Here is a 19,518-nt window from a genome sequence, read left to right on the forward strand (position 1 = left end):
ATCATGTCAGAGAGCAGAAAACCCGTTCATGTGATCGGCGGCGGCCTTGCGGGGAGCGAGGCAAGCTGGCAGGTCGCGCGCGCCGGGGTTCCCGTTATCCTGCATGAGATGCGCCCGGTGCGCGGAACCGACGCGCATCTGACCGATGGCCTCGCCGAGCTTGTCTGTTCCAATTCCTTCCGCTCCGATGACGCGGAAAACAACGCCGTCGGCCTCCTCCACCGGGAGATGCGGGATCTCGGCTCCCTCATCATGGAAAGCGCCGATATCAATCGGGTGCCGGCGGGCGGGGCCCTTGCGGTCGATCGCGTCGGGTTCTCGAACTATGTCGAGGAAAAGATCACCGCGCATCCGCTGATCACCATCGAACGCGAGGAGGTGACCGACCTGCCCCCCGCCGACTGGGAGCAGGTAATTATCGCGACCGGCCCCCTCACCTCCGGCGCGCTCGCCGAAAAGATCCATGCGGCAACCGGGGCCGATGCGCTTGCCTTCTTCGATGCCATCGCGCCGATTGTCTATAAGGACAGCATCAATTTTGATATCGCCTGGTTCCAGTCCCGCTATGACAAGGGCGACGGATCGGATTACATCAATTGCCCGATGACCGAGGCGCAGTACCGCGATTTTATTCAGGCGCTCAATGAGGGCGGCAAGACGGAATTCAAGGAATGGGAGAAGAATACCCCATATTTCGATGGCTGCCTGCCGATCGAGGTGATGGCGGAACGCGGCCCCGAGACGCTCCGCTTCGGCCCGATGAAACCGGTCGGCCTCACCAATCCCAATTCCGACGAGAAGCCCTATGCGGTCGTCCAGCTGCGGCAAGATAACAAGCTCGGCACCCTCTATAACATGGTCGGCTTCCAGACCAAGCTTACCTATGGGGAGCAGAAGCGCATTTTTCAGACCATACCGGGGCTGGAAAATGCGGAATTTGCCCGCCTCGGCGGCCTGCACCGCAACACCTTCATCAATAGCCCCGAGGTTCTGGACAGCCGGTTGCGGCTCAAGAATCATCCGCATATCCGCTTTGCCGGGCAGATTACGGGCGTCGAGGGCTATGTCGAAAGCACGGCGGTCGGCCTCGTCGCCGGACGGCTCGCGGCGGCCGACATACGGGGGGAGGAATTCATCCTCCCGCCGATCACCACCGCGCTTGGCGCCATTCTCGGCCATATCACCGGCGGGGCGGACGCCTCGACCTTCCAGCCGATGAACGTCAATTTCGGCCTTTTCCCGCCGCCGGAAGGTAAAATTCGCAAGAAGGAGCGCAAACAGGCCTATACCCGCCGCGCCGCCGAGGATTTTGCCCGCTGGACAGACAGGAAAATCGCCGCCGAATAGATTTCCCGGCCGCGCTTATCTGTTTCGCCCGGCAGGTAAACGGCGCTTGGTAACCTTTTGTATAGAATGTTTTCCTATGATCAGGATCGAGCAACTCCGGCGGCCCTGCGCCCGGGAGGGCATTGAGACACTGGACATTGAATGAGCAACGCGCAACCAGATCAGGCGGAAGCAAGCGACGCAGCGGGTAAGTCTATGGAAGAAAAGCGGGATCCGAGCGTTTATTTCGCTTTCGACCACAAGATTTTCACGGTCGACGGCGCCTATTTCAGCCTCACCCATGACACCAAGGAACCCTGCTATTTCGTCAATCTCGGCGAGATAAAGGGCGCCATCCCCACAAAGTCGATCTGCAAGGAATTCGGCATCGACAAGGACAGCTCCGATGCCCAGCTGCTGTCGACCATCGGGAGTGCGCTCAAATTCGTCCGGGAAATCCGCCCCAACGATTCCATCCCGCGCGAGCTTCTCGACGGTTCCGCCTCCTGGTCGATCGACGATATGCACAAGGAAATCGCCCGCGGCCGCATCACGGTTCAGGTCGTTTCCTGGCTGAGCGGCAATGAGGAAATCGTCCTCAATATCAAGGAACTCGAGCAAATTTCCAACGATCCCGACACCAAGGAGAAAGTCCAGGAAGCCTTTCGCGAGATTGCCGAGAAGCTGGGCATCCGGCGCGAGGATGTCGTCGCCAAGATCGATGATGTCATCCGCGAACTCGCCTATATCGAGGCGCTGCGCGACTACTATACCAAGATCAAGAAAATCAGCACCAACCTTAACCGCCTCGCCGGCCTTTACCGGCGCGACCGGGCGACATCGGAGGAACTGAACCGGATGCAGATCCTGATCGATCCGGTCATCCGGAAATTCGACCGGACCTTCACCGAAATCGATGCGCAGACCTGCGAGGTGATGGTCATTCTCAAGAATTTCCAGCCGACCATCGAAACGATCCGCCGGACCCGCGACGATTTGCATCAGCGCTTCATGATCTGGAGCGAGATGGTCGAAAAATGGGACGACATGATCATCGAGGAAGACCCGGCAATCGAACGGCTGCTCAAGGAAACCTACCAGTTCCTCGCCCGCAATTTCATGCAGTCGCAGACCTGGCGCCTCGGCAATATGTAGGCCTCTTAGCGCCCGAGCGCGAGCGCCGCTATCTTTCGGACCGGTCCGATATCCATTTTCCGATCCGCCGGATCATGACTGGAGGCCGTCAGCCGCCTGAGATAGAGGGAGGTGAGCGACGCCAGCCGGTAGGCCGCCTTTTCAGATCGCGGACGCGCTTTCACGAGGCGCAGGGCCCTCTCCTGCTCGGCCAAGGCAATTTCCGTGAGCTCCCGTGCAATCTCGAAGAAGTGCTGCCGGTTCCCTTTGGAAAACAGCGTCGCTGCCGTGAGGCCCTTCGCCGTGATCATTTCCTTCGGGACACGCAGGACATCCTGCGCCACGTGATAGGGAATGCCCCGGATAATGCCGCAGAGCGCATAGGCCTTGCCAACCTGATAGGCGGCCGCGCCCCCCTCCGCCGTCTCGCCGCCGGAAATGCGATAGAGAAGGCGTTGCAGAACGCCGCCGGTCCGCCCGGCATAGTCCAGAAGCTGCGTCACCGTTTGGAAGGGAAGCGGGTCGAGATCACAGGCCCGCGCATCGATCATCTCGCGCAGGTCCGCCACCGACAGGTCATGAGCGGACAGGGTCTCGGCCAGCGCCTCGGCAACCGGATGCACCGGTACGGCTCCGCCCGCCTCCATAGTTCCAAGGGCGTCGCGCCACCATTGCAGGCGGATATCGCCGAGCATCGGTTCGGAGACGGTTTCGCGGATGCGGGCGAGTTCCGAATGATAGGCAAGCAGGGCCAGATAGGCGTTGCGAACCGGCGCCGGCGCGAACAGCACGGTCAGCCAGCGGTCGTAGTCATAGCGCCTAACTTCTTCGGATAAAAAGGAATTCTGATCCGCTCCGGTCACTGTTCATCTCAACTTTCGAATAGAATCATTATAAAAAAACTGGAAGCCCGCATAATTTTGTATATATCTGTTAGAGTAGCGATAAGCGAGTTCTTTCCCCATTCAGGGGCTTGAATTTCCACAGAATTATGAACTGAAAAATTGACCAGTAATTTGGCAAGAGGAATTATTATGGCTTTCGAACTTCCCCCCCTTCCCTACGCAAAAAACGCCCTCGCCCCGCATATTTCGGAGAACACCCTCGATTTTCACTATGGAAAGCATCACAACGCCTATGTGACGAATTTGAACAATCTGATCGGTGACGATTCCCGCTCCCTTGAGCAAATCATGAAGGAGACCGCGGGCGACGCGGCCAAGGCCGGCGTCTTCAATAACGCGGCACAGGTCTGGAACCATACCTTTTACTGGCACTCGATGAAGCCGAACGGCGGCGGCAAGCCGACCGGCGCAATCGCCGCGAAGATCGATGCGGATTTCGGCTCCTATGACAAATTCGTTGAGGAATTCAAGGCCGCCGGCGCAACCCAGTTCGGCAGCGGCTGGGCCTGGCTCGTGCACGACGGTGGCAAGCTGAAAGTGACGAAAACCGCGAATGCGGCCTGCCCGCTGACCGACGGGGCCACGCCCCTTCTGACGATGGACGTCTGGGAGCATGCCTATTATCTCGACTTCCAGAACCGGCGCCCGGACTATATCGCGACCTTCCTCGATCACCTGGTCAACTGGGACTTCGCGAACGAGAATCTCGCCAAGGCATAATCGCTGATTAATTCATGAAAAGGCGCTTCCTGCGGGAAGCGCCTTTTTTATTGTCTAGAACAGGTTCTGCGCCGAGACCATGGCGTAGAGCATCGGGATCGACAGCATCGTATTGGTCCGTGAGAACAGCATCGCGGTCCGGGCGGAGGCGGCCTTGGTTTCCGCATCCGCATCGACAATGCCGAGGGCCCGCTTCTGGTTCGGCCAGATCACGAACCAGACATTGAACCACATGATGATACCGAGCCACATGCCAATGCCGATGGCGAGACTCTTGTCGACGCTAAATCCGTCCATCCCGCCAAGAGTGAGGGCGTCCAGAAGATAGCCATTCGCCCAGGCGAGCAGCAGCCCCGTGATAATCGTCGCCATCGCCCCCCAGCGGAACCACCAGAGCGCCGCCGGCGCAATCACCTTGCCGATTGCCGGTTTCTGCTCGTCCGGGATATTCGGCATGTTCGGGATCTGCACGAAGTTGAAGTACCAGAGCAGGCCGATCCACATCACCCCGCTCAGGACATGCAGCCAGCGCAGGAAAAAGGCCCCATAGGCATGACCGCCCATATCGAAGCCGCCACCGGTCAGCGCCGTGACGATCGCCACCATGATAATTGTGAGAACGATACCCGCAATAACGGTATTTCTGAGGTTTGATAAGATACTGGACATAACGTCTCCCCTTCCCCTTAAGGATTATCCTGCCGGCACCACACAAAATTCCCCGCCGACAGGATGCGAGGCGAATCATATGTCCGGAAGGCGCTATATGTAAAGTAGGTAATATATAAGGGAGATCAGACGGCGACGAGGGCCGCGGCGACACGGCGGCGCTCGAGCAGGAGAACATTATAGGTGCGGACGGCGGCCCCGGTGCTCATGGCATCGATCACGATGCCCTGCTGACGGAGGCTGGCGCGGATATCCTCCTCGATAAAGGCCATCCCGTCACCGCAGCCGATCAGTAGGATTTCAATCCTGTCGCTCGCGTCGGTGAGGGCGGAGAGACTTTCCAGGCTGAGGTCGTCGATCGTCGGCATGTCCCACGGTTGCGTCTTTTCCGGCAGGATCAGCACGGAGCCCTCAAACCGGACGCCGCTCACCCGGAAGCCGCCATCACCGTAGCCGTTAATGAGCTGCTGCCCTTCTTTCGGAAGGCCGGAAATGTCCTGCATGATGTCTCCTCAAGCCGACCGGAGGATCAGCTTTTTTCTTCCGCGTCGGCGTCCGCCCGCTCTGCTCCGGCGAACCCCTCTTCCTCTTCCTTCTGATGCGTCAGGCCGATCTGCAACAGGATCGGCGCGGCGACAAAGATGGAGGAATAGGTGCCGACGACGATACCGAAAATCATGGCCATCGCAAATCCGCGGATCACTTCTCCCCCGAAAATATAGAGCGCGACGAGCGCCAGCAACGTCGTGAAGGAGGTCATCGTGGTTCGCGTCAGGGTCTCGTTGATCGAAAGATTGATCAAATCCTGCACGGACAGCTTCTTGAAACGGCGGAAATTCTCGCGAATCCGGTCATAGACGACAACCGTATCGTTGATCGAATAGCCGACAATCGTCAGGATCGCCGCGACAGAGGCGAGATTAAATTCGATCCGCGTGATGGCGAACATGCCGATGGTGAGAATCACGTCGTGAACAAGTGCGATAACCGCCCCCACCGAATAATGCCATTCGAAGCGCAACCAGATATAGACCAACATCGCGAGGACCGCGACAACTACCGCCTCGGTCGCGGCGATCACCAGCTCATTCGAGACCGTCGGCCCGACAAATTCGACCCGGCGATAGGAAATGGCGTCGCCATAATCCTGGGCGAGTTGCTGCTTGATGAGGGTTACCGCCTCCTCCTGCGCCGATGCGTCGCCTTCCTGGCGTTGCACGCGGATCAGGATATCGGTGTCACTGCCAAAGGATTGCAGCGCCACCTGCCCGAGGCCGAGGCCACCGAGCGAGCTTCGCATATCGCCAAGCTCGGGCGCCTGTTCCATGCCCACCTCGACAAGGATGCCGCCTTCGAAATCGATGCCCTTGTTGAGGCCGAGGCTGAAAAACAGGCCGATCGACGCCAGGATCAGCACCGCCGACACGATGAACGCCATCATCCTGAATTTGAGGAACGGGATATTCGTGTTATCCGGAATAAGTTTCAGTTTTCTCATCATTCCGGTTCCCTAAATCTCGAGTGTCTTCGGGCGCTTGCGCTGCATCCAGAAGGATATCAGCATGCGCGAGAGCATGATCGCCGTGAACATGGAACTGATAATCCCGATCAGCAGGGTCACCGCGAAGCCCTTTACCGGACCGGAGCCCATGACGAACAGGATGACGGCGGCGATACCGGTCGTCACATTGGCATCGATGATGGTGGTGAAGGCACGGGCAAAACCGGATTCGACCGCATTCAGCGGCGATTTGCCGACGCGGATTTCCTCTCGGATGCGCTCGAATATCAGCACATTGGCGTCCACCGCCATACCAATGGTCAGCACGATACCGGCGATCCCCGGAAGGGTCAGCGTGGCGCCCAGAACCGACAGGACCGCCATGATCAGGAAGATATTCATGGCGAGCGCGACATTGGCGAAGATGCCGAACAGGCCATAGCTCAAGACCATGAAGACGGCGACGGCGATCACACCGATGACGCCGGCCACTTCACCGGCGGCGATGCTGTCGGCGCCAAGGTCAGGCCCGACGGAGCGTTCCTCAAGGATATCAAGCGGCGCCGGCAGCGCGCCCGCCCGGAGCAGGAGCGCGAGGTCCTGCGCCCCGGCAACGTCAAAGCCGCCGCTGATCACCGCCGCGCCGCCAAGAATGGGCTCGTTGATGCGCGGCGCGCTGACGACCTTGTTATCGAGGACGATGGCGAAGGGTTTGCCGACATTTTCCGATGTCGCCCGGCCGAACTGTTTCGCGCCCAGCCCGTCAAAGCGGATGGAGACCACCGGCTGACCATTCTGGAAGGTCGCCTGGGCGTCTTCAAGATTCTCCCCCGACACCATCACCCGGTTTTCAATGATATAGGTTCTGCTGCCCTCATTAAGCGACTGCAGGCGCTTCGATCCGGGCGGCACCCGTCCGGCAGCGCCGACATCGGCGGTCAGGTCGACCATGTGAAAGGTCAGCTGCGCCGTTTCGCCAAGCAATCGCTTGATCCGGTCCGGATCGTCGACGCCCGGCAACTGCACCAGGATGCGGTCCCGGCCCTGCCGCTGGATCGTCGGCTCGTTCACGCCGGTTTCGTCGACGCGGCGGCGGACAATCTCGATCGACTGGTCAACGGCGGAGCTGAGACGCTGGATAATCGCCGCCTCGCTCGGGGTCAGCGTCACGCGCCCCCCGTCCCCGACTTCGATCACGACATCGCGCTGCCCGTTCGGCATGATGTTGGACAGGTCCGAAAGCCGCTCGCGCGCCTTTTCCTCGTCCGCCGCATCCCGCAACGTGAAGGAAACGATTTCGCCGTCATGGCCGAGATCGCGGTACCCGACATTGTCGCCCTGCTGCCGCAGGCTGTCCCGCACGCCGTCAACGAGGCTGTCCATCATCTTCGTCTTCACGGCACCGGCATCCACCTGCAACAGCAGATGGGAGCCGCCCTGCAAATCGAGCCCGAGGTTGACCTGCTTCGTCGGCAGCCAGTCCGGTAAACCGCTCAAACTGGATTTACTGACGAAATTGGGAAGTGTGTAGATTATCCCGAAGGCGCAGACCAGCAGCACAACGATAATCTTCCACATGGGGAAGCGGTTCATGAGAAAAAGCCGTTACTTTTTGAAAAGCTTGCTGACCGGATTGCCACCCGCAGGCTTGTCGCCTTCCGTCTTGTCGCCGGCGTCTTTCGCCGCCGGAGCAGGATCGGCCTTGCTCTTGACGTCGGACAGGGTCGATTTCACGACGTCGATGCGAACTTCGGGCGCAACTTCGATCTGCACCACATTGTCATCGCGCACTTTCGTCACCTTGCCGATGATGCCGCCTGCCGTTACGACATTGTCGCCTCGGCGCACAGCCTCGATCATGGCCTTGTGGTCCTTCGCCCGTTTCTGTTGCGGGCGGATCAGGAGAAAGTAAAAAACGACGCCGATCAATACCAGCGGCAGAAGTTGAGCGAGTCCTTGGTCCATTTTGTACAGGTCCTTTGGTGCAATTCATGACGAAGAGGCGGCAAACCGGCCCGCCCCCGTGAAAATACTGAACGACTTTTATCTTGTTCTTGACCCGCAATGCAAGCCGCAATCCGAAAAGTCCGATATTTGCGGGACCTTCGACATGACTTGGCAATCGGCCGCTTGAACATTCTGCCATATGGTGGCATTTATGGTGCCTGACCCGTAAATTGGGGTGACCGCCCCGCAATTTCAATTGGTGACTATGAGTAACAATGAAATCCTCGCGCAGTTGACGCGCATTGCCGACAGTCTTGACAGGCTTGCACCGGCGGAAAAGGCCGACGCCGATATCGACAGCGGCGATGCGTTCGTCTGGGAGGCGGAGAGCAACCGGCTTCGCCTGATCCCCAAGGTAAATCATGTGGATATGTCGATCCTGCACGGAATCGACCGGGTGCGCGACATTCTCTATGACAACACCCTGCGCTTCGCCAAGGGCCTGCCCGCCAACAACGCGCTTCTCTGGGGCGCACGGGGCATGGGCAAAAGCTCGCTCGTCAAGGCCAGCCACGCCCAGGTCAACCGGGAGATCAAGCCGCCGCTGGTGCTGATCGAGATCCACCGCGAGGATATCCCGTCCCTTCCAATCCTGATGCAGCAACTGCAGAAAACGAAACGCCGCTGCGTCATTTTCTGCGACGATCTTTCCTTCGACAGCGACGATTCCACCTACAAGTCGCTGAAGACCGTCCTTGACGGCGGGCTTGAGGGGCGGCCGGCGAACGTAATCTTCTACGCCACCTCCAACCGCCGCCATATGATGCGGCGGGACATGATCGAGAACGAACGCGCGACCGCCATCATGCCGTCCGAGGCGATCGAAGAAAAAGTCTCCCTCTCCGACCGTTTCGGGCTCTGGCTCGGCTTTCACAGCTGCTCGCAGGACGAATATCTCGAAATGATTCGCAGATATCTCAAGCATTACAAGATCCCCATCGAGGAAGAGCAATTCGTTGCCGAGGCGATCGAATGGACACGCACGCGCGGCTCGCGGTCCGGCCGCGTCGCCTGGCAATATGTTCAGGATATCGCCGGGCGCACCGGAACGGTCATCGACCAGGACAGGTAAGACTGAAATTCTGGGGCCGCAGATTGCCGAAGGAGGCCTTATGGAACATAATTTCTGGCACGAACGGTGGGAAAAGAATGAAATCGGCTTCCACCAGAACAAGCCCAATGCCCTGCTCGAGAAGCATTTCAGGGATCTGTCGCTCGCCCCGGGCCAGCGCGTCTTTGTGCCGTTATGCGGCAAGACGCTGGACATCGGCTGGCTCCTCGCCAAGGGATACCGGGTTGTCGGCGCCGAGCTCAGTGAAACGGCCATCCAGCAGCTGTTCGAGGATCTCGGCGTGCCGCCGGAAATCTCCGAACTCGGCCCGCTCACGCGCTATCGGGCGCGCGATATCGATATCTTTGTCGGCGATATATTTGCGCTCGACAGCAAGACACTGGGGCCGGTCGATGCGGTCTATGACCGGGCCGCGCTTGTCGCCCTGCCGGAGGGGATGCGGCAAGACTATGTCGCCCATGTCCGGGAAATTACCGCAACCGCGCCGCAGTTTCTTCTCACCTTCGACTATGACCAGGCGGAAATGCCGGGCCCACCCTTCGCCATCGATGACGGGATGGTCCGGAAATACTATGCCGCGGATTATGATATCGAGCGGCTGGAGGAACTGGACGTCGCCGGCGGCCTGAAAGGCCGGGTCGCCGCACGCGAAGTCGCCTGGCGACTGCGCCAGCGATAGCGGAAGCGCGGACTTTACCTCAGAGGTAATTGTCTTCGCTACGGCTTTGACGCAAACTCTAGGGAGTTCAAACAAACAAAGACGAAGACATCCGATGACGAACAACGATCTTACTGCCTATCTTCATGACAGAATGCCCCTTTGCGCGACCCTCGGCATGAAGGCCGAGAAAATGACGCCTGAGGAGGTTATCCTGACCCTCGACTGGTCACTCGCCATCTGTACGAGCGCGGGCATGCTGCATGGCGGCGCGATCATGGCGCTTGCCGATTCAGCGGGCGGCGCGGCGGCCTTCGCCAATCTGCCGGAGGGCGCGAGCGGTACCTCGACGATTGAATCGAAGACGAATTTCCTGGGCGCCGTCAAGGAGGGCAAGGTGACCGCCACGGCGAAGCCGCTGCATGTCGGCGGCTCGACCATCGTTATTGAGACAGAAGTCAGAAATGACGCGGGGAAACTCATCGGCAAGGTCACCCAGACGCAAACGGTGCTGCGCCCGCGCGGCTGACCCGCCTAGTCGAGCATGGCGACCGGGTTGACGGCCTTGCCTTTCTTGCGAATTTCAAAATGGAGCTGGCTTTCGGTGACGCTGCCGGTCGACCCGGCATAGGCGATCACCTCGCCCTTCTTCACCGCGTCTCCCTTGGCGACCAGCGCCCGCTCCGTATGGCCGTAGGCGGTGACATAGCCGTCCGCATGGGAAACCAGAATAAGGTTCCCGAAGGAGCGCATCTCGTTGCCGACATAGGAAACAACCCCGTTTTCCGCGGCGCGGATCGGCGTTCCCGCCTTCACGGCGATGTTCACGCCGTCATTGTGAAAGCCGGTTTTCTTCTTGCCGAAGCCGGAAATGATCTGTCCCTTGACCGGCCAGGCGAAGGATTTCCCGCTGCGCGCCGGGGGCGCCTTGGTGGTAAATTTTCGCGTCGGTACCGGCGGGATGTCAAGCTTCGCCACCTGATAGCCCGCCGCCTCTTCCTCCGGCGCCGGAACAGCCGCCGGCGCGGGGGAATTGGTGACCACGGCGGGCGCCGGCTTCGCCTGCGGCACCGTAACAACCTCGGGCAGGGAATTGATGATCACCGTTTTAACCGGCTGCGGCGACCCGTTCGCCGATGTCGGCGTCGGTGCCGGCCATTGGGTCATGTCGGTGGAGGCCACCCGCACCTCGCCTTGCAATTTGATCGGGATCTGCAGTTTCATCCCGGGCATCAGGGTATAGGGCGCATCGAGAAAGTTGAAATGCGCGATTTCCGACATTTCCAGGTCATAAACGCGGGAGATCGCATAGAGCGTCTCGCCCGGCCGGACGGAATGGCTGTTGAAGGCCGGCACCTTGAGCTGCTGGCCCGGATAGATCAGATACGGATCGCGCATGCCGTTCATCTCGATGACGGCCTGCACCGGCACATTGCTGCGCGCGGCGACGCGCGAGAGCGTGTCCCCCGCCTGCACGGTCACGAAATGATAGGAGAGTTCCTGGTAATAGGGCGAGAAATCAGCGGGCATGACCACCCGGGCGGATACCGGCTCCGGCTTCGGCGCATGAATGACCTTCGCCGTCCGGATGCGCGGAAGATAGTCGTCATACAGGCAGCCTGCCAACAGGGGCATCAGCAGGCAAACGCAGGCAACGCGACTGAAAATAGATACATACCTCGCCATAATGCGTTCAATATTAAGCATAAATGGCCGCGAATCACAACAAAATTAACCAAACACCATATATAGTGTTAAGTTAAGATTATTCAGCAACCCCTTGAACCATTGGTACGAATCGAACGGGTAATAGAGACTCTTCCGTGACCTTGCCGTCGGCATCCCTGGTTAAGCGCAAAATATGCTGGTTGGTGGAATCCCGGCCCACCGGCAGCACCATGATCCCGTCATTGCCGAGCTGATCGAGAAGCGTTTCAGGCACCTCCTCCGCCGCGGCCGTGACGATGATCCGGTCGAAGGGCGCCTGCTCCGGCCAGCCCTTGTAGCCATCGCCCAGTTTCGTCGTGATATTGGGGATCTTCAATTCCCGGAAAATCTCCTCCGCCTGATCCAGCAGGTTGCGGAACCGCTCGATCGAGTAGACGCGGCGGCAGAGCCGCGCCAGGATCGCCGTCTGGTAGCCCGACCCGGTCCCGATCTCGAGCACCTTGCGGCGCTTGTCGAGCTTCAGAAGCTGGGTCATATAGGCGACCACGTAAGGCTGGCTGATCGTCTGGCCGCTGGCGATGGGCAGCGCGATATTCTCATAGGCGCGATCGCGGAAGGTTGGCGGGATAAAGGCGTCACGCGGCACCCGCTCGATCGCCGAAAGGACCTCCGTGTTGCTGATCCCCTGCCGGCGCAGCTCCATGATCAGGCGGATTTTCTGGGCCGGGTTGTCAGTCACGCAAAGGCCTTCTTGATTTTCTCGGCAAGCGCCACTTTCGTCAGGTTCAGCTTGAGCGGCGTCACCGAGACCCGGCCATTTGCCACCGACCACAGATCCGTGCCCTTGGGCGGATCGCCGAAGGAGGGGCGATAGCCCAGCCAGAAATACTGCCGCCCGCGCGCATCGACGCGGTCATCGATAGAGAGGTTGGACAGATCGCGCTTACCCTGCACCGTCACATCGATGCCCTTGACCTGCACTTTCGGAACCGCCGGGAAATTCAGGTTCACCAGGACATCCGGTCCCCATTCGAAATCGAGCAGCTTGCGAATGATATCAGGCGCCAGCGCCTCCGCCGTGTCCCAGTGAAATGTCGCACCGTCCGGCGCGACGCATTGGCTGATCGCGATGGCGCGGACCCCCAGCAGGCATCCCTCGCTCGCCGCCGCGACGGTGCCCGAATAGAGCACATCCTCACCGAGATTGCCGCCGCGATTGACGCCCGACAGGATCAAATCCGGCCGCTCGTCCTTGAACAGATAGTTCATCGCCATCATGACGCAGTCCGTCGGCGTGCCCTCGACCGAATATTCCTTCTCGGCATATTTATTGATGCGGAGGGGGTCGTGCAGGGTGAGAGAGCGCGACGCGCCGCTCTGTTCCTTTTCAGGGGCGACGACATAGATATCATCGGAAAGCGCGGCGGCAATGCGGCGAAGGGTTTCCATCCCGGGCGCATTGAACCCGTCATCGTTAGTCAGCAGAATTCGCAACTTACTCTTCCTTTTCTTCTTGTTATTTGGCGCGGATTTCGGTCATTCCGCCCATGTATGGCACCAGTGCCTCGGGAATTTTGATGGATCCGTCCGCCTGCTGGTAATTTTCCATCACCGCAATCAGCGTCCGCCCGACGGCGAGGCCGGATCCGTTCAGCGTATGCACGAAGCTTGTGCCCTTCTCGCCTTCCGGACGATAGCGGGCCTTCATCCGCCGAGCCTGGAAATCCCCGCAGTTCGAACAGCTGGAAATTTCCCGGTAGGTATTCTGACCCGGCAGCCAGACTTCGATATCATAGGTTTTGCGCGCGCCAAAGCCGGTATCGCCGCTACAGAGCACGACGACGCGGTAGGCAAGGCCGAGGCGCTTCAAGATATCTTCCGCGCAGGCGGTCATCCGCTCATGTTCCTCCGCGGATTTCTCCGGCGTGGTGATGGAGACCATCTCGACCTTCGCGAACTGATGCTGGCGCAGCATGCCCGCCGTGTCCTTGCCCGCAGAGCCCGCCTCGGAGCGGAAGCAGAGCGTATGGGCGGTGAGCCGCTTTGGCAGCTCATCCTCGCCAAGGATGCTCTCGCGCACAAGATTGGTCAGCGGCACTTCCGCCGTCGGGATCATGTACTGATCCTCGCCCGTCTTGTACAAATCCTCTTCAAACTTGGGCAGCTGGCCGGTGCCGAAAAGACTGCTCCCGCGCACCATCACCGGCGGCGATACCTCAAGATAGCCCTTCTCCAGCGTATGCACATCGACCATAAAAGCTGCAAGCGCGCGTTCCAGCCGGGCGATCTGGCCGCTGGTGACGACAAAACGCGATCCGGACAGCTTCGCCGCCGTCTCGAAATCCATCAGGCCCAGCGCCTCTCCAAGCTCGTAATGCTCCTTCGGCTTGAAATCAAATGTCGGGATATCGCCGATGCGGCGGAGTTCGACATTCTGCTCTTCACTCTCGCCCTCTGGCACGTCATCGGCGAGGATATTGGGAAGTACGCTGAGCTTAGCGTCTAGCGTCTCCTGCAGTTCACGCTCAAGCTCAGTATTTCTCTGCGCCTCATCTTTGAGGTCCGCCACCTCACGGATCAACGCATCGGCATCTCCGCCTGACGCTTTAACCTTTCCGATTTCTTTTGCTGCTGCATTGCGCCGCGCCTGCAGTTCTTGCATTTCCGTCTGGACGCTCCGCCGATAGGCATCAACTTTGAGTAAATCTTCGGACTGCGGCGGCAGGCCGCGCCGCTGCATGGCCGCGTCAAAAGCTTCGGGGTTTTCCCTGATCCATTTCAAGTCGAGCATATGAACATCATTTCGGTTTCTGGATGGATGTCCTGTGTATAAGGGCGCGGCCGCCCGCCGTCCAGAGGGCTTTGCGCCCTGCGCGATTTTTATATCAAATTTGTTGTGGCTGTCCCACAGAAAGGCGGCCCGATCTTATTCGGAATCTTCCAGCGCTTCCTTCTCCGCGCGCTTTCTCTCGACCATCCGCACGCTGAGGATGGAAATCCCGTAAAGCACAATGATCGGGATGGCGAGGGTGATCTGGCTCAAGGGGTCCGGCGGCGTCAGGATGGCCGCGGCAATGAAGGCGAAGACGACCGCATATTTGAACTTGGCCTTCAGCCCGGCGGAGGAGACGATCCCCACCCGGCCGAGCAGCGTCAGGAGCACCGGCAGCTGGAAACAGAGACCAAAGGCGAAAATCAGCTTCATGGACAGGCTGAGATACTCGCTGACCCGCGTCTCGGACTGGATCGGCAGCGCCATCGGCTCCGACGGGGCCGGCAGGTAATTCACCATGTTCGGGAATTGCTCGACCAGCGCCGTAAATGCCTTCGCATAGAGGCTGACATGGCCGTTACTCTCGAAACTCAGCAGGAATTTCCACGCGAGCGGCATGACGATTTCGTAGGCGAGCGCGCCGCCCAGAAAAAACAGGATCGGCGTCACCACCAGAAACGGCAGAAAGGCCTTTTTCTCGTTCTTGTAGAGCCCGGGTGCGACGAATATCCAGATTTGCGAGGCAATAATCGGAAAGGACAGGAAAATGCCCGCGAAAAAGGCGATCTTGATATAGGTGAAGAAGGCCTCATGCAGGCCCGTGAAAATCATCCGCCGCCCGGCGATATCATCCCCCATCGCCTGCACCAGCGGCCGGACGAGAAAGGCGAACAGATCCTCCGAGATGATATAGCATAAAATGAAGGCGACGAGCAGCGCCACAACCGAATAGACGAGGCGGTTGCGGAACTCGATCAGGTGCTCCATCAAGGGAGCCTTGTTGTCGTCAATATCGCTCTCGTTCACGACGCTTTGGTTTCCGGCTTGGTCTCAGAGGGGGCGGGAGCGGATTGTGCCGCGGCGGGCGGGGCCGGTTTGTCGGCCGGAGCGTCGGCTTTTGGAGGCGCCTTTCCTGTCTCGCCGCTCTTGGCGGGCGGCGCGGAATAATTATTGGCACTGTCGCGCGGATCGCGGATCTCGGGCTTCACGTCGTTGAACATGCCCTGCATCGAGCCGGTCGGATCGACGGCGTCTTCCACCTGTTTCTTGATGTTGAAGTCCGTGCCCTTCTGGATATCCTTCTTGATCTCGTCAAGCTCCGTCTCGCGGGCGAGATCATTGATGCCGGACTGGAATTCCCGCGCCATCGACCGCGCCTTGCGGACATATTTGCCGACGGTCGAGATTGCCTTGGGCAAGTCTTTCGGCCCGATGACCAGCACCGCGATCACCAGTACGAAGACCATTTCCGTCCAGCCAATATCAAACATGGCTATTCACATTATCCGGTTTGAAGGGTTTCACAAAAAGCGGCGCGACGGGGTCAGCCCTGCGCCGCCTTGTCCTTGCTGTCAGCCTTTTCGCTGTTATTCGCCGATTCCAGCGCTTCGGTCTTGCCGCTGTCGGCAGCCTTCGGCTCATCTTCGTCATTCATGCCTTTTTTGAAGTTCTTGATGCCCTTCGCCAGATCACCGGCAACGCGGGGCAGTTTGCCCGCGCCAAAAATGATGAGCACAATGACAAGGATCAGAATAATTTGCCACGGACCAATACTCATGTTCTCAGCTCCTGTTCTCGTATCGAGAATATCTCAAATCATATAACGCCCGCAAAAGTCAAAAAAAGATGGTTTATCAGTTATTTCTAACAAAACCCTGCGGGCCGTCCTTCGTTTCACATATAAAGGTCTATGGGCGTTTATACGACATTTAAATCGCCTTTGATATGGGTTTATCGCCCTATTCGCTATTTCCCGGCCGGGGAAAAATAAAAACGCCACTCAAATTAAGCGATACCGAGCAGCGATCGCCGACCTTCGGCTGGTAAAAGGAGGCAACGCGCGCCGTCGCCTGAAAACCGCTTTCGAAGCGGATATCGATGAGGCTGAAGGCTCCCAGATTGCGCGACAGCACCACCTCGCCCGTCGGCGCCTTGGGATCGACGACGGGAAGAAAACGGATTGCCTCGGGCCGGACGAGAATTTCATCGACCGCCCCCTCCCCGATTGCGGCTGAAATCGGTATCGGGCCGAGATCGGTCTCGTAAAAATCGCCATTCCGGCGCGCCGGCACGCGGTTCACCTCACCAAGAAATGCGGCGATGAACCCGTCGGCCGGGCGGTTATAAAGCTCGCCGGCGCTGCCCTGCTGCATGATCTCTCCCTCGCGCATGACGACAATCTCATCCGCCATCCGCATCGCCTCCTCCGGGTCATGGGTGACCATCAGCACGGTCGTTCCCATTTCCTTGAGAAGCTTCAAGGTCTCGTCGCGCACCCGGTTGCGCAGCACCACGTCAAGGCCGGAGAAGGGCTCGTCCATCAGGATGATCCTCGGCGACGGGGCGAGCGCCCGCGCCAGCGCCACGCGCTGCTGCTCCCCGCCCGAGAGCATATGCGGATATTTCCGGGCCGCCGCCGCCATTCCGACGGTCTCAAGCATTGTTCCGGCGCGCGCGCGCCGTTCTGCAAGGGCCAGGTGCGACAGACCGAAGGCGACATTATCCTCCACCGTCAGATGCGGGAAAAGGGCATAGTCCTGAAACATCAGCCCCACCCGGCGATCCTCCGGTCCGACGAAAATCTCGTCATTGGCCATCACCTCGCCCTCGATGCTGACCTCGCCTTCGATGGGGCTTTCAAGCCCGGCGGCAAGCCGCAAGGTCGTCGATTTACCACAGCCGGACGGCCCCAGCAGGCAGACCAGCTTGCCCGCGCCCACCTCGAGATGCGCGATATCGACAGAATTCACGCCGTCATACTGGTGGCGGACATTTCGAAAAACCAGGTTGCTCATCAATAATCGTTTCTCGCAGCTATGTTCTGCCCGGGACGGGATCTGGCAATGGCCCTGCTCAACACGATCACCGGCAGGATGCCGACAAGGACGATGGCAAGGGAGGGTCCGGCGGCATCGGCGAGCCGCTCGTCGCTCGCCATTTCATAGGCGCGGATGGCCAGCGTGTCAAAGCCAAACGGCCGCAGCACCAGGGTTGCCGGCAGCTCTTTCATGACATCGACGAAAACGAGCAATACCGCCGTCATCAGGCTGCCGGAAATGATCGGGATATGCACGCGGACGAGCTTGCGAAAGCCGGTGACGCCGAGGGTCCGGGCCGCGCGGTCCATATTGGGCGTCACCGTATCGACCCCGGCCTCCACCGTGTTCAGGGAAATCGCCAGGAACCGGACGATATAGGCGAACAGGAGGGCAACCATCGTGCCGCTCAGGATAAGGCCGGTCGAGATATTGAAGGTTGCGCGCATCCAGTGATCGACCGTGTTGTCGATAAAACCGAAGGGCAGCATGATACCGACTGCGAGGACCGGCCCCGGCACCGCATAGCCCATGGACGCCACCCGGAGCGCCCCCTGCTCCATCCGCGACGGCGCGCGGGCATCCCGCCGCATGCCATAGATGAGGAACAGCGCAACCACGAGCGACAGCCCGGCGGCGATCAGGGCGACCATCACGCTGTTCATCACCAGGCTCGGGAAATGCGCGTTGAAGGCGCTGCTGGAATGCAGAAAACTGTCCTTCACGAGCCAGGCGGTCGGCAAGAGAAAGCCAAGGAAGATCGGCAGCCCGCAGGCCAGCATGGCAAGGATTTGCCGGTTCCGGCCGAGACGGTAGCGGGTAATATTCTGGTAGCGCCCTGTGGTATGGTGGAAGCGGCGCTTGCCGCGGTTGACCCGCTCGAGCAGGATGAGGGAGAAAACAAAGATCATCAGCACCGCCGCCAGCTGCGCCGCCGCGGCCGGCTCATTGAGGCCGAACCAGGTGCGGTAGATGCCGGTGGTGAAGGTATCGACGGCGAAATACTCGACGGTGCCGAAATCACTCAGGGTTTCCATCAGCGCCAGCGCGAGCCCCGTGACGATGGCGGGACGGGCGAGCGGCAGCGCGATGGAGAGAAAGCCGCGCCAGGGGCCGCGCCCCAATGTCCGCCCGACTTCCAGCGCGCAGATCGATTGCTCGAGAAAGGCCGTGCGGCTTACCAGATAGACGTAAGGATAGAGCACGAGACCGAGCATCATCACCGCCCCGCCAAGGCTGCGGATCGACGGAAACCAGTAATCGGCGCGGCTCCAGCCGAAAATCTCGCGCAGCGCCGTTTGCAAGGGCCCGGCAAAATCGAGCATGCCGGTATAGGTATAGGCAATGATATAGGCGGGCATGGCCAGCGGCAGGAACAGCGCCCAGGAAAAAATCCGGCGTCCCGGAAACTCGCACATGGTCACCAGCCAGGCGGTGCCGACGCCGATCACCAGGACCAGCGCCGATACGCCAATCGCCAGCACCAGCGTATTGTAGAGATAGGTCGGCAGCACCGTGCTCGCGAGATGCGACCAGATGTCTCCCGTCGGCGCAAAGACGTAACCGAGCACGACGAGAACCGGAATCGAGAGGATCAGCGCGATCAGCAGCACAAGCGCGGTTGCCGGCGATGCGGTCTTGCGCCGGTATCCCCGCCGCGCGAGCGGTTGTTGATTTTCAAATTCCAGAACGGCCAAAGATGTCCCTCTTTCCTGATAGCGCCAGACGGCCTTCATAATCCGCGGAACGCAATCGGTAAATAATAATCATTCGCAATGACAATGCAAAGGCCGATAACGGCGGCAAAACGCCGCGCCGCCGATTGTCGGGGGATTGATACCTGTATGGATGTTCCGTTTCTCTAGTCCCGGTCCGGAAAAATAATCAATTTCCGTAGATGAAAATGATTACTAATCAAGATGCCGCAAGAACCGGCAATCCAGCGCATTTTTTAAGGGAAATACGAAAAGGTCTTATAAAATAACGCGTAAGCTCTTGCGCACTTTTTTAACCAATTTGCTATATTTATTTATCAAAGCCCGGTTTTTAT

21 protein-coding genes are annotated in these 19,518 nt (G+C 59.2%); 6 read left to right on the forward strand and 15 right to left on the reverse strand.

Features of this window, described 5'->3' with window-relative positions:
- Window positions 1-3: 3 nt before the first annotated feature.
- Together trmFO and GQF03_RS02920 are read left to right on the forward strand one after the other, a co-directional pair.
- The gene (gene trmFO, locus GQF03_RS02915) at window positions 4-1,347 is read left to right on the forward strand and encodes a methylenetetrahydrofolate--tRNA-(uracil(54)-C(5))-methyltransferase (FADH(2)-oxidizing) TrmFO (RefSeq protein ID WP_161337678.1); all 1,344 of its coding nucleotides are present in this window, start codon (window positions 4-6) and stop codon (window positions 1,345-1,347) included.
- A 141-nt stretch (window positions 1,348-1,488) separates the two neighbouring features.
- Window positions 1,489-2,481, forward strand: coding sequence for a hypothetical protein (locus GQF03_RS02920; protein WP_161337679.1), 993 nt, complete (start codon window positions 1,489-1,491; stop codon window positions 2,479-2,481).
- A gap of 5 nt (window positions 2,482-2,486) precedes the next feature.
- On the opposite strand, the gene GQF03_RS02925 is transcribed toward GQF03_RS02920, so the two are convergent.
- Complete coding sequence (locus tag GQF03_RS02925) at window positions 2,487-3,323, reverse strand: squalene/phytoene synthase family protein (RefSeq protein WP_161337680.1); 837 nt, start codon at window positions 3,321-3,323, stop codon at window positions 2,487-2,489.
- A 171-nt stretch (window positions 3,324-3,494) separates the two neighbouring features.
- Between GQF03_RS02925 and GQF03_RS02930 the strand changes: the two genes are divergently transcribed.
- A complete protein-coding gene (locus tag GQF03_RS02930; protein ID WP_161337681.1) occupies window positions 3,495-4,085 on the forward strand; it encodes a superoxide dismutase in 591 nt (196 codons plus the stop codon).
- 54 nt (window positions 4,086-4,139) lie between these two features.
- Here the strand turns inward: GQF03_RS02930 and GQF03_RS02935 are convergent, their stop codons facing one another.
- From GQF03_RS02935 to yajC, 5 genes are all read right to left on the reverse strand, one after another.
- Window positions 4,140-4,754: a urate hydroxylase PuuD gene (locus tag GQF03_RS02935; RefSeq protein ID WP_161337682.1), complete on the reverse strand. Its 615-nt coding sequence runs from the start codon at window positions 4,752-4,754 to the stop codon at window positions 4,140-4,142.
- Between the two features lie 125 nt (window positions 4,755-4,879).
- Complete coding sequence (locus GQF03_RS02940) at window positions 4,880-5,257, reverse strand: Mth938-like domain-containing protein (protein ID WP_161337683.1); 378 nt, start codon at window positions 5,255-5,257, stop codon at window positions 4,880-4,882.
- Between the two features lie 26 nt (window positions 5,258-5,283).
- Complete coding sequence (gene secF / locus GQF03_RS18690) at window positions 5,284-6,255, reverse strand: protein translocase subunit SecF (protein WP_206376245.1); 972 nt, start codon at window positions 6,253-6,255, stop codon at window positions 5,284-5,286.
- Window positions 6,256-6,264: 9 nt separating this feature from the next.
- Window positions 6,265-7,848, reverse strand: a complete 1,584-nt coding sequence (gene secD / locus GQF03_RS18695) for a protein translocase subunit SecD (RefSeq protein ID WP_170078515.1) — start codon at window positions 7,846-7,848, stop codon at window positions 6,265-6,267.
- A gap of 12 nt (window positions 7,849-7,860) precedes the next feature.
- The gene (yajC, locus tag GQF03_RS02950; RefSeq protein ID WP_161337684.1) at window positions 7,861-8,220 is read right to left on the reverse strand and encodes a preprotein translocase subunit YajC; all 360 of its coding nucleotides are present in this window, start codon (window positions 8,218-8,220) and stop codon (window positions 7,861-7,863) included.
- A 247-nt stretch (window positions 8,221-8,467) separates the two neighbouring features.
- On the opposite strand from yajC, the gene GQF03_RS02955 reads away from it, so the two are divergent.
- From GQF03_RS02955 to GQF03_RS02965, 3 genes are all read left to right on the forward strand, one after another.
- A complete protein-coding gene (locus tag GQF03_RS02955; protein ID WP_162858406.1) occupies window positions 8,468-9,334 on the forward strand; it encodes an ATP-binding protein in 867 nt (288 codons plus the stop codon).
- Between the two features lie 40 nt (window positions 9,335-9,374).
- Window positions 9,375-10,013, forward strand: coding sequence for a thiopurine S-methyltransferase (tmpT, locus tag GQF03_RS02960; protein ID WP_161337686.1), 639 nt, complete (start codon window positions 9,375-9,377; stop codon window positions 10,011-10,013).
- Between the two features lie 94 nt (window positions 10,014-10,107).
- On the forward strand, window positions 10,108-10,521 hold the full coding sequence (locus GQF03_RS02965) for a PaaI family thioesterase (RefSeq protein ID WP_161337687.1): 414 nt from the start codon (window positions 10,108-10,110) through the stop codon (window positions 10,519-10,521).
- A 5-nt stretch (window positions 10,522-10,526) separates the two neighbouring features.
- Here the strand turns inward: GQF03_RS02965 and GQF03_RS02970 are convergent, their stop codons facing one another.
- The 9 genes from GQF03_RS02970 to GQF03_RS03010 all read right to left on the reverse strand — a co-directional run bounded on the left by GQF03_RS02970 (window position 10,527) and on the right by GQF03_RS03010 (window position 19,204).
- Window positions 10,527-11,678, reverse strand: a complete 1,152-nt coding sequence (locus GQF03_RS02970; RefSeq protein ID WP_161337688.1) for a LysM peptidoglycan-binding domain-containing M23 family metallopeptidase — start codon at window positions 11,676-11,678, stop codon at window positions 10,527-10,529.
- A gap of 79 nt (window positions 11,679-11,757) precedes the next feature.
- Window positions 11,758-12,399, reverse strand: a complete 642-nt coding sequence (locus tag GQF03_RS02975) for a protein-L-isoaspartate(D-aspartate) O-methyltransferase (protein ID WP_161337689.1) — start codon at window positions 12,397-12,399, stop codon at window positions 11,758-11,760.
- On the reverse strand, window positions 12,396-13,154 hold the full coding sequence (gene surE / locus GQF03_RS02980) for a 5'/3'-nucleotidase SurE (RefSeq protein ID WP_161337690.1): 759 nt from the start codon (window positions 13,152-13,154) through the stop codon (window positions 12,396-12,398). The genes GQF03_RS02975 and surE overlap by 4 nt, the downstream gene beginning before the upstream one ends.
- Window positions 13,155-13,176: 22 nt before the next feature.
- Entirely contained in the window at window positions 13,177-14,451 is a 1,275-nt protein-coding gene (gene serS / locus GQF03_RS02985; protein ID WP_161337691.1) for a serine--tRNA ligase, read from the reverse strand.
- A 135-nt stretch (window positions 14,452-14,586) separates the two neighbouring features.
- Window positions 14,587-15,459: a twin-arginine translocase subunit TatC gene (tatC, locus tag GQF03_RS02990; RefSeq protein ID WP_338401299.1), complete on the reverse strand. Its 873-nt coding sequence runs from the start codon at window positions 15,457-15,459 to the stop codon at window positions 14,587-14,589.
- The gene (gene tatB, locus GQF03_RS02995; protein ID WP_161337692.1) at window positions 15,456-15,923 is read right to left on the reverse strand and encodes a Sec-independent protein translocase protein TatB; all 468 of its coding nucleotides are present in this window, start codon (window positions 15,921-15,923) and stop codon (window positions 15,456-15,458) included. Before tatB ends, tatC begins: the two co-directional genes overlap by 4 nt.
- 53 nt (window positions 15,924-15,976) lie before the next feature.
- The gene (gene tatA / locus GQF03_RS03000; protein ID WP_161337693.1) at window positions 15,977-16,210 is read right to left on the reverse strand and encodes a twin-arginine translocase TatA/TatE family subunit; all 234 of its coding nucleotides are present in this window, start codon (window positions 16,208-16,210) and stop codon (window positions 15,977-15,979) included.
- Between the two features lie 181 nt (window positions 16,211-16,391).
- Window positions 16,392-17,447: an ABC transporter ATP-binding protein gene (locus tag GQF03_RS03005; protein WP_161337694.1), complete on the reverse strand. Its 1,056-nt coding sequence runs from the start codon at window positions 17,445-17,447 to the stop codon at window positions 16,392-16,394.
- Entirely contained in the window at window positions 17,447-19,204 is a 1,758-nt protein-coding gene (locus tag GQF03_RS03010) for an ABC transporter permease (RefSeq protein WP_161337695.1), read from the reverse strand. Before GQF03_RS03010 ends, GQF03_RS03005 begins: the two co-directional genes overlap by 1 nt.
- Window positions 19,205-19,518: the final 314 nt, after the last annotated feature.

It is taken from the genome of Sneathiella chungangensis (assembly GCF_009882935.1).
Lineage (GTDB): Bacteria > Pseudomonadota > Alphaproteobacteria > Sneathiellales > Sneathiellaceae > Sneathiella > Sneathiella chungangensis.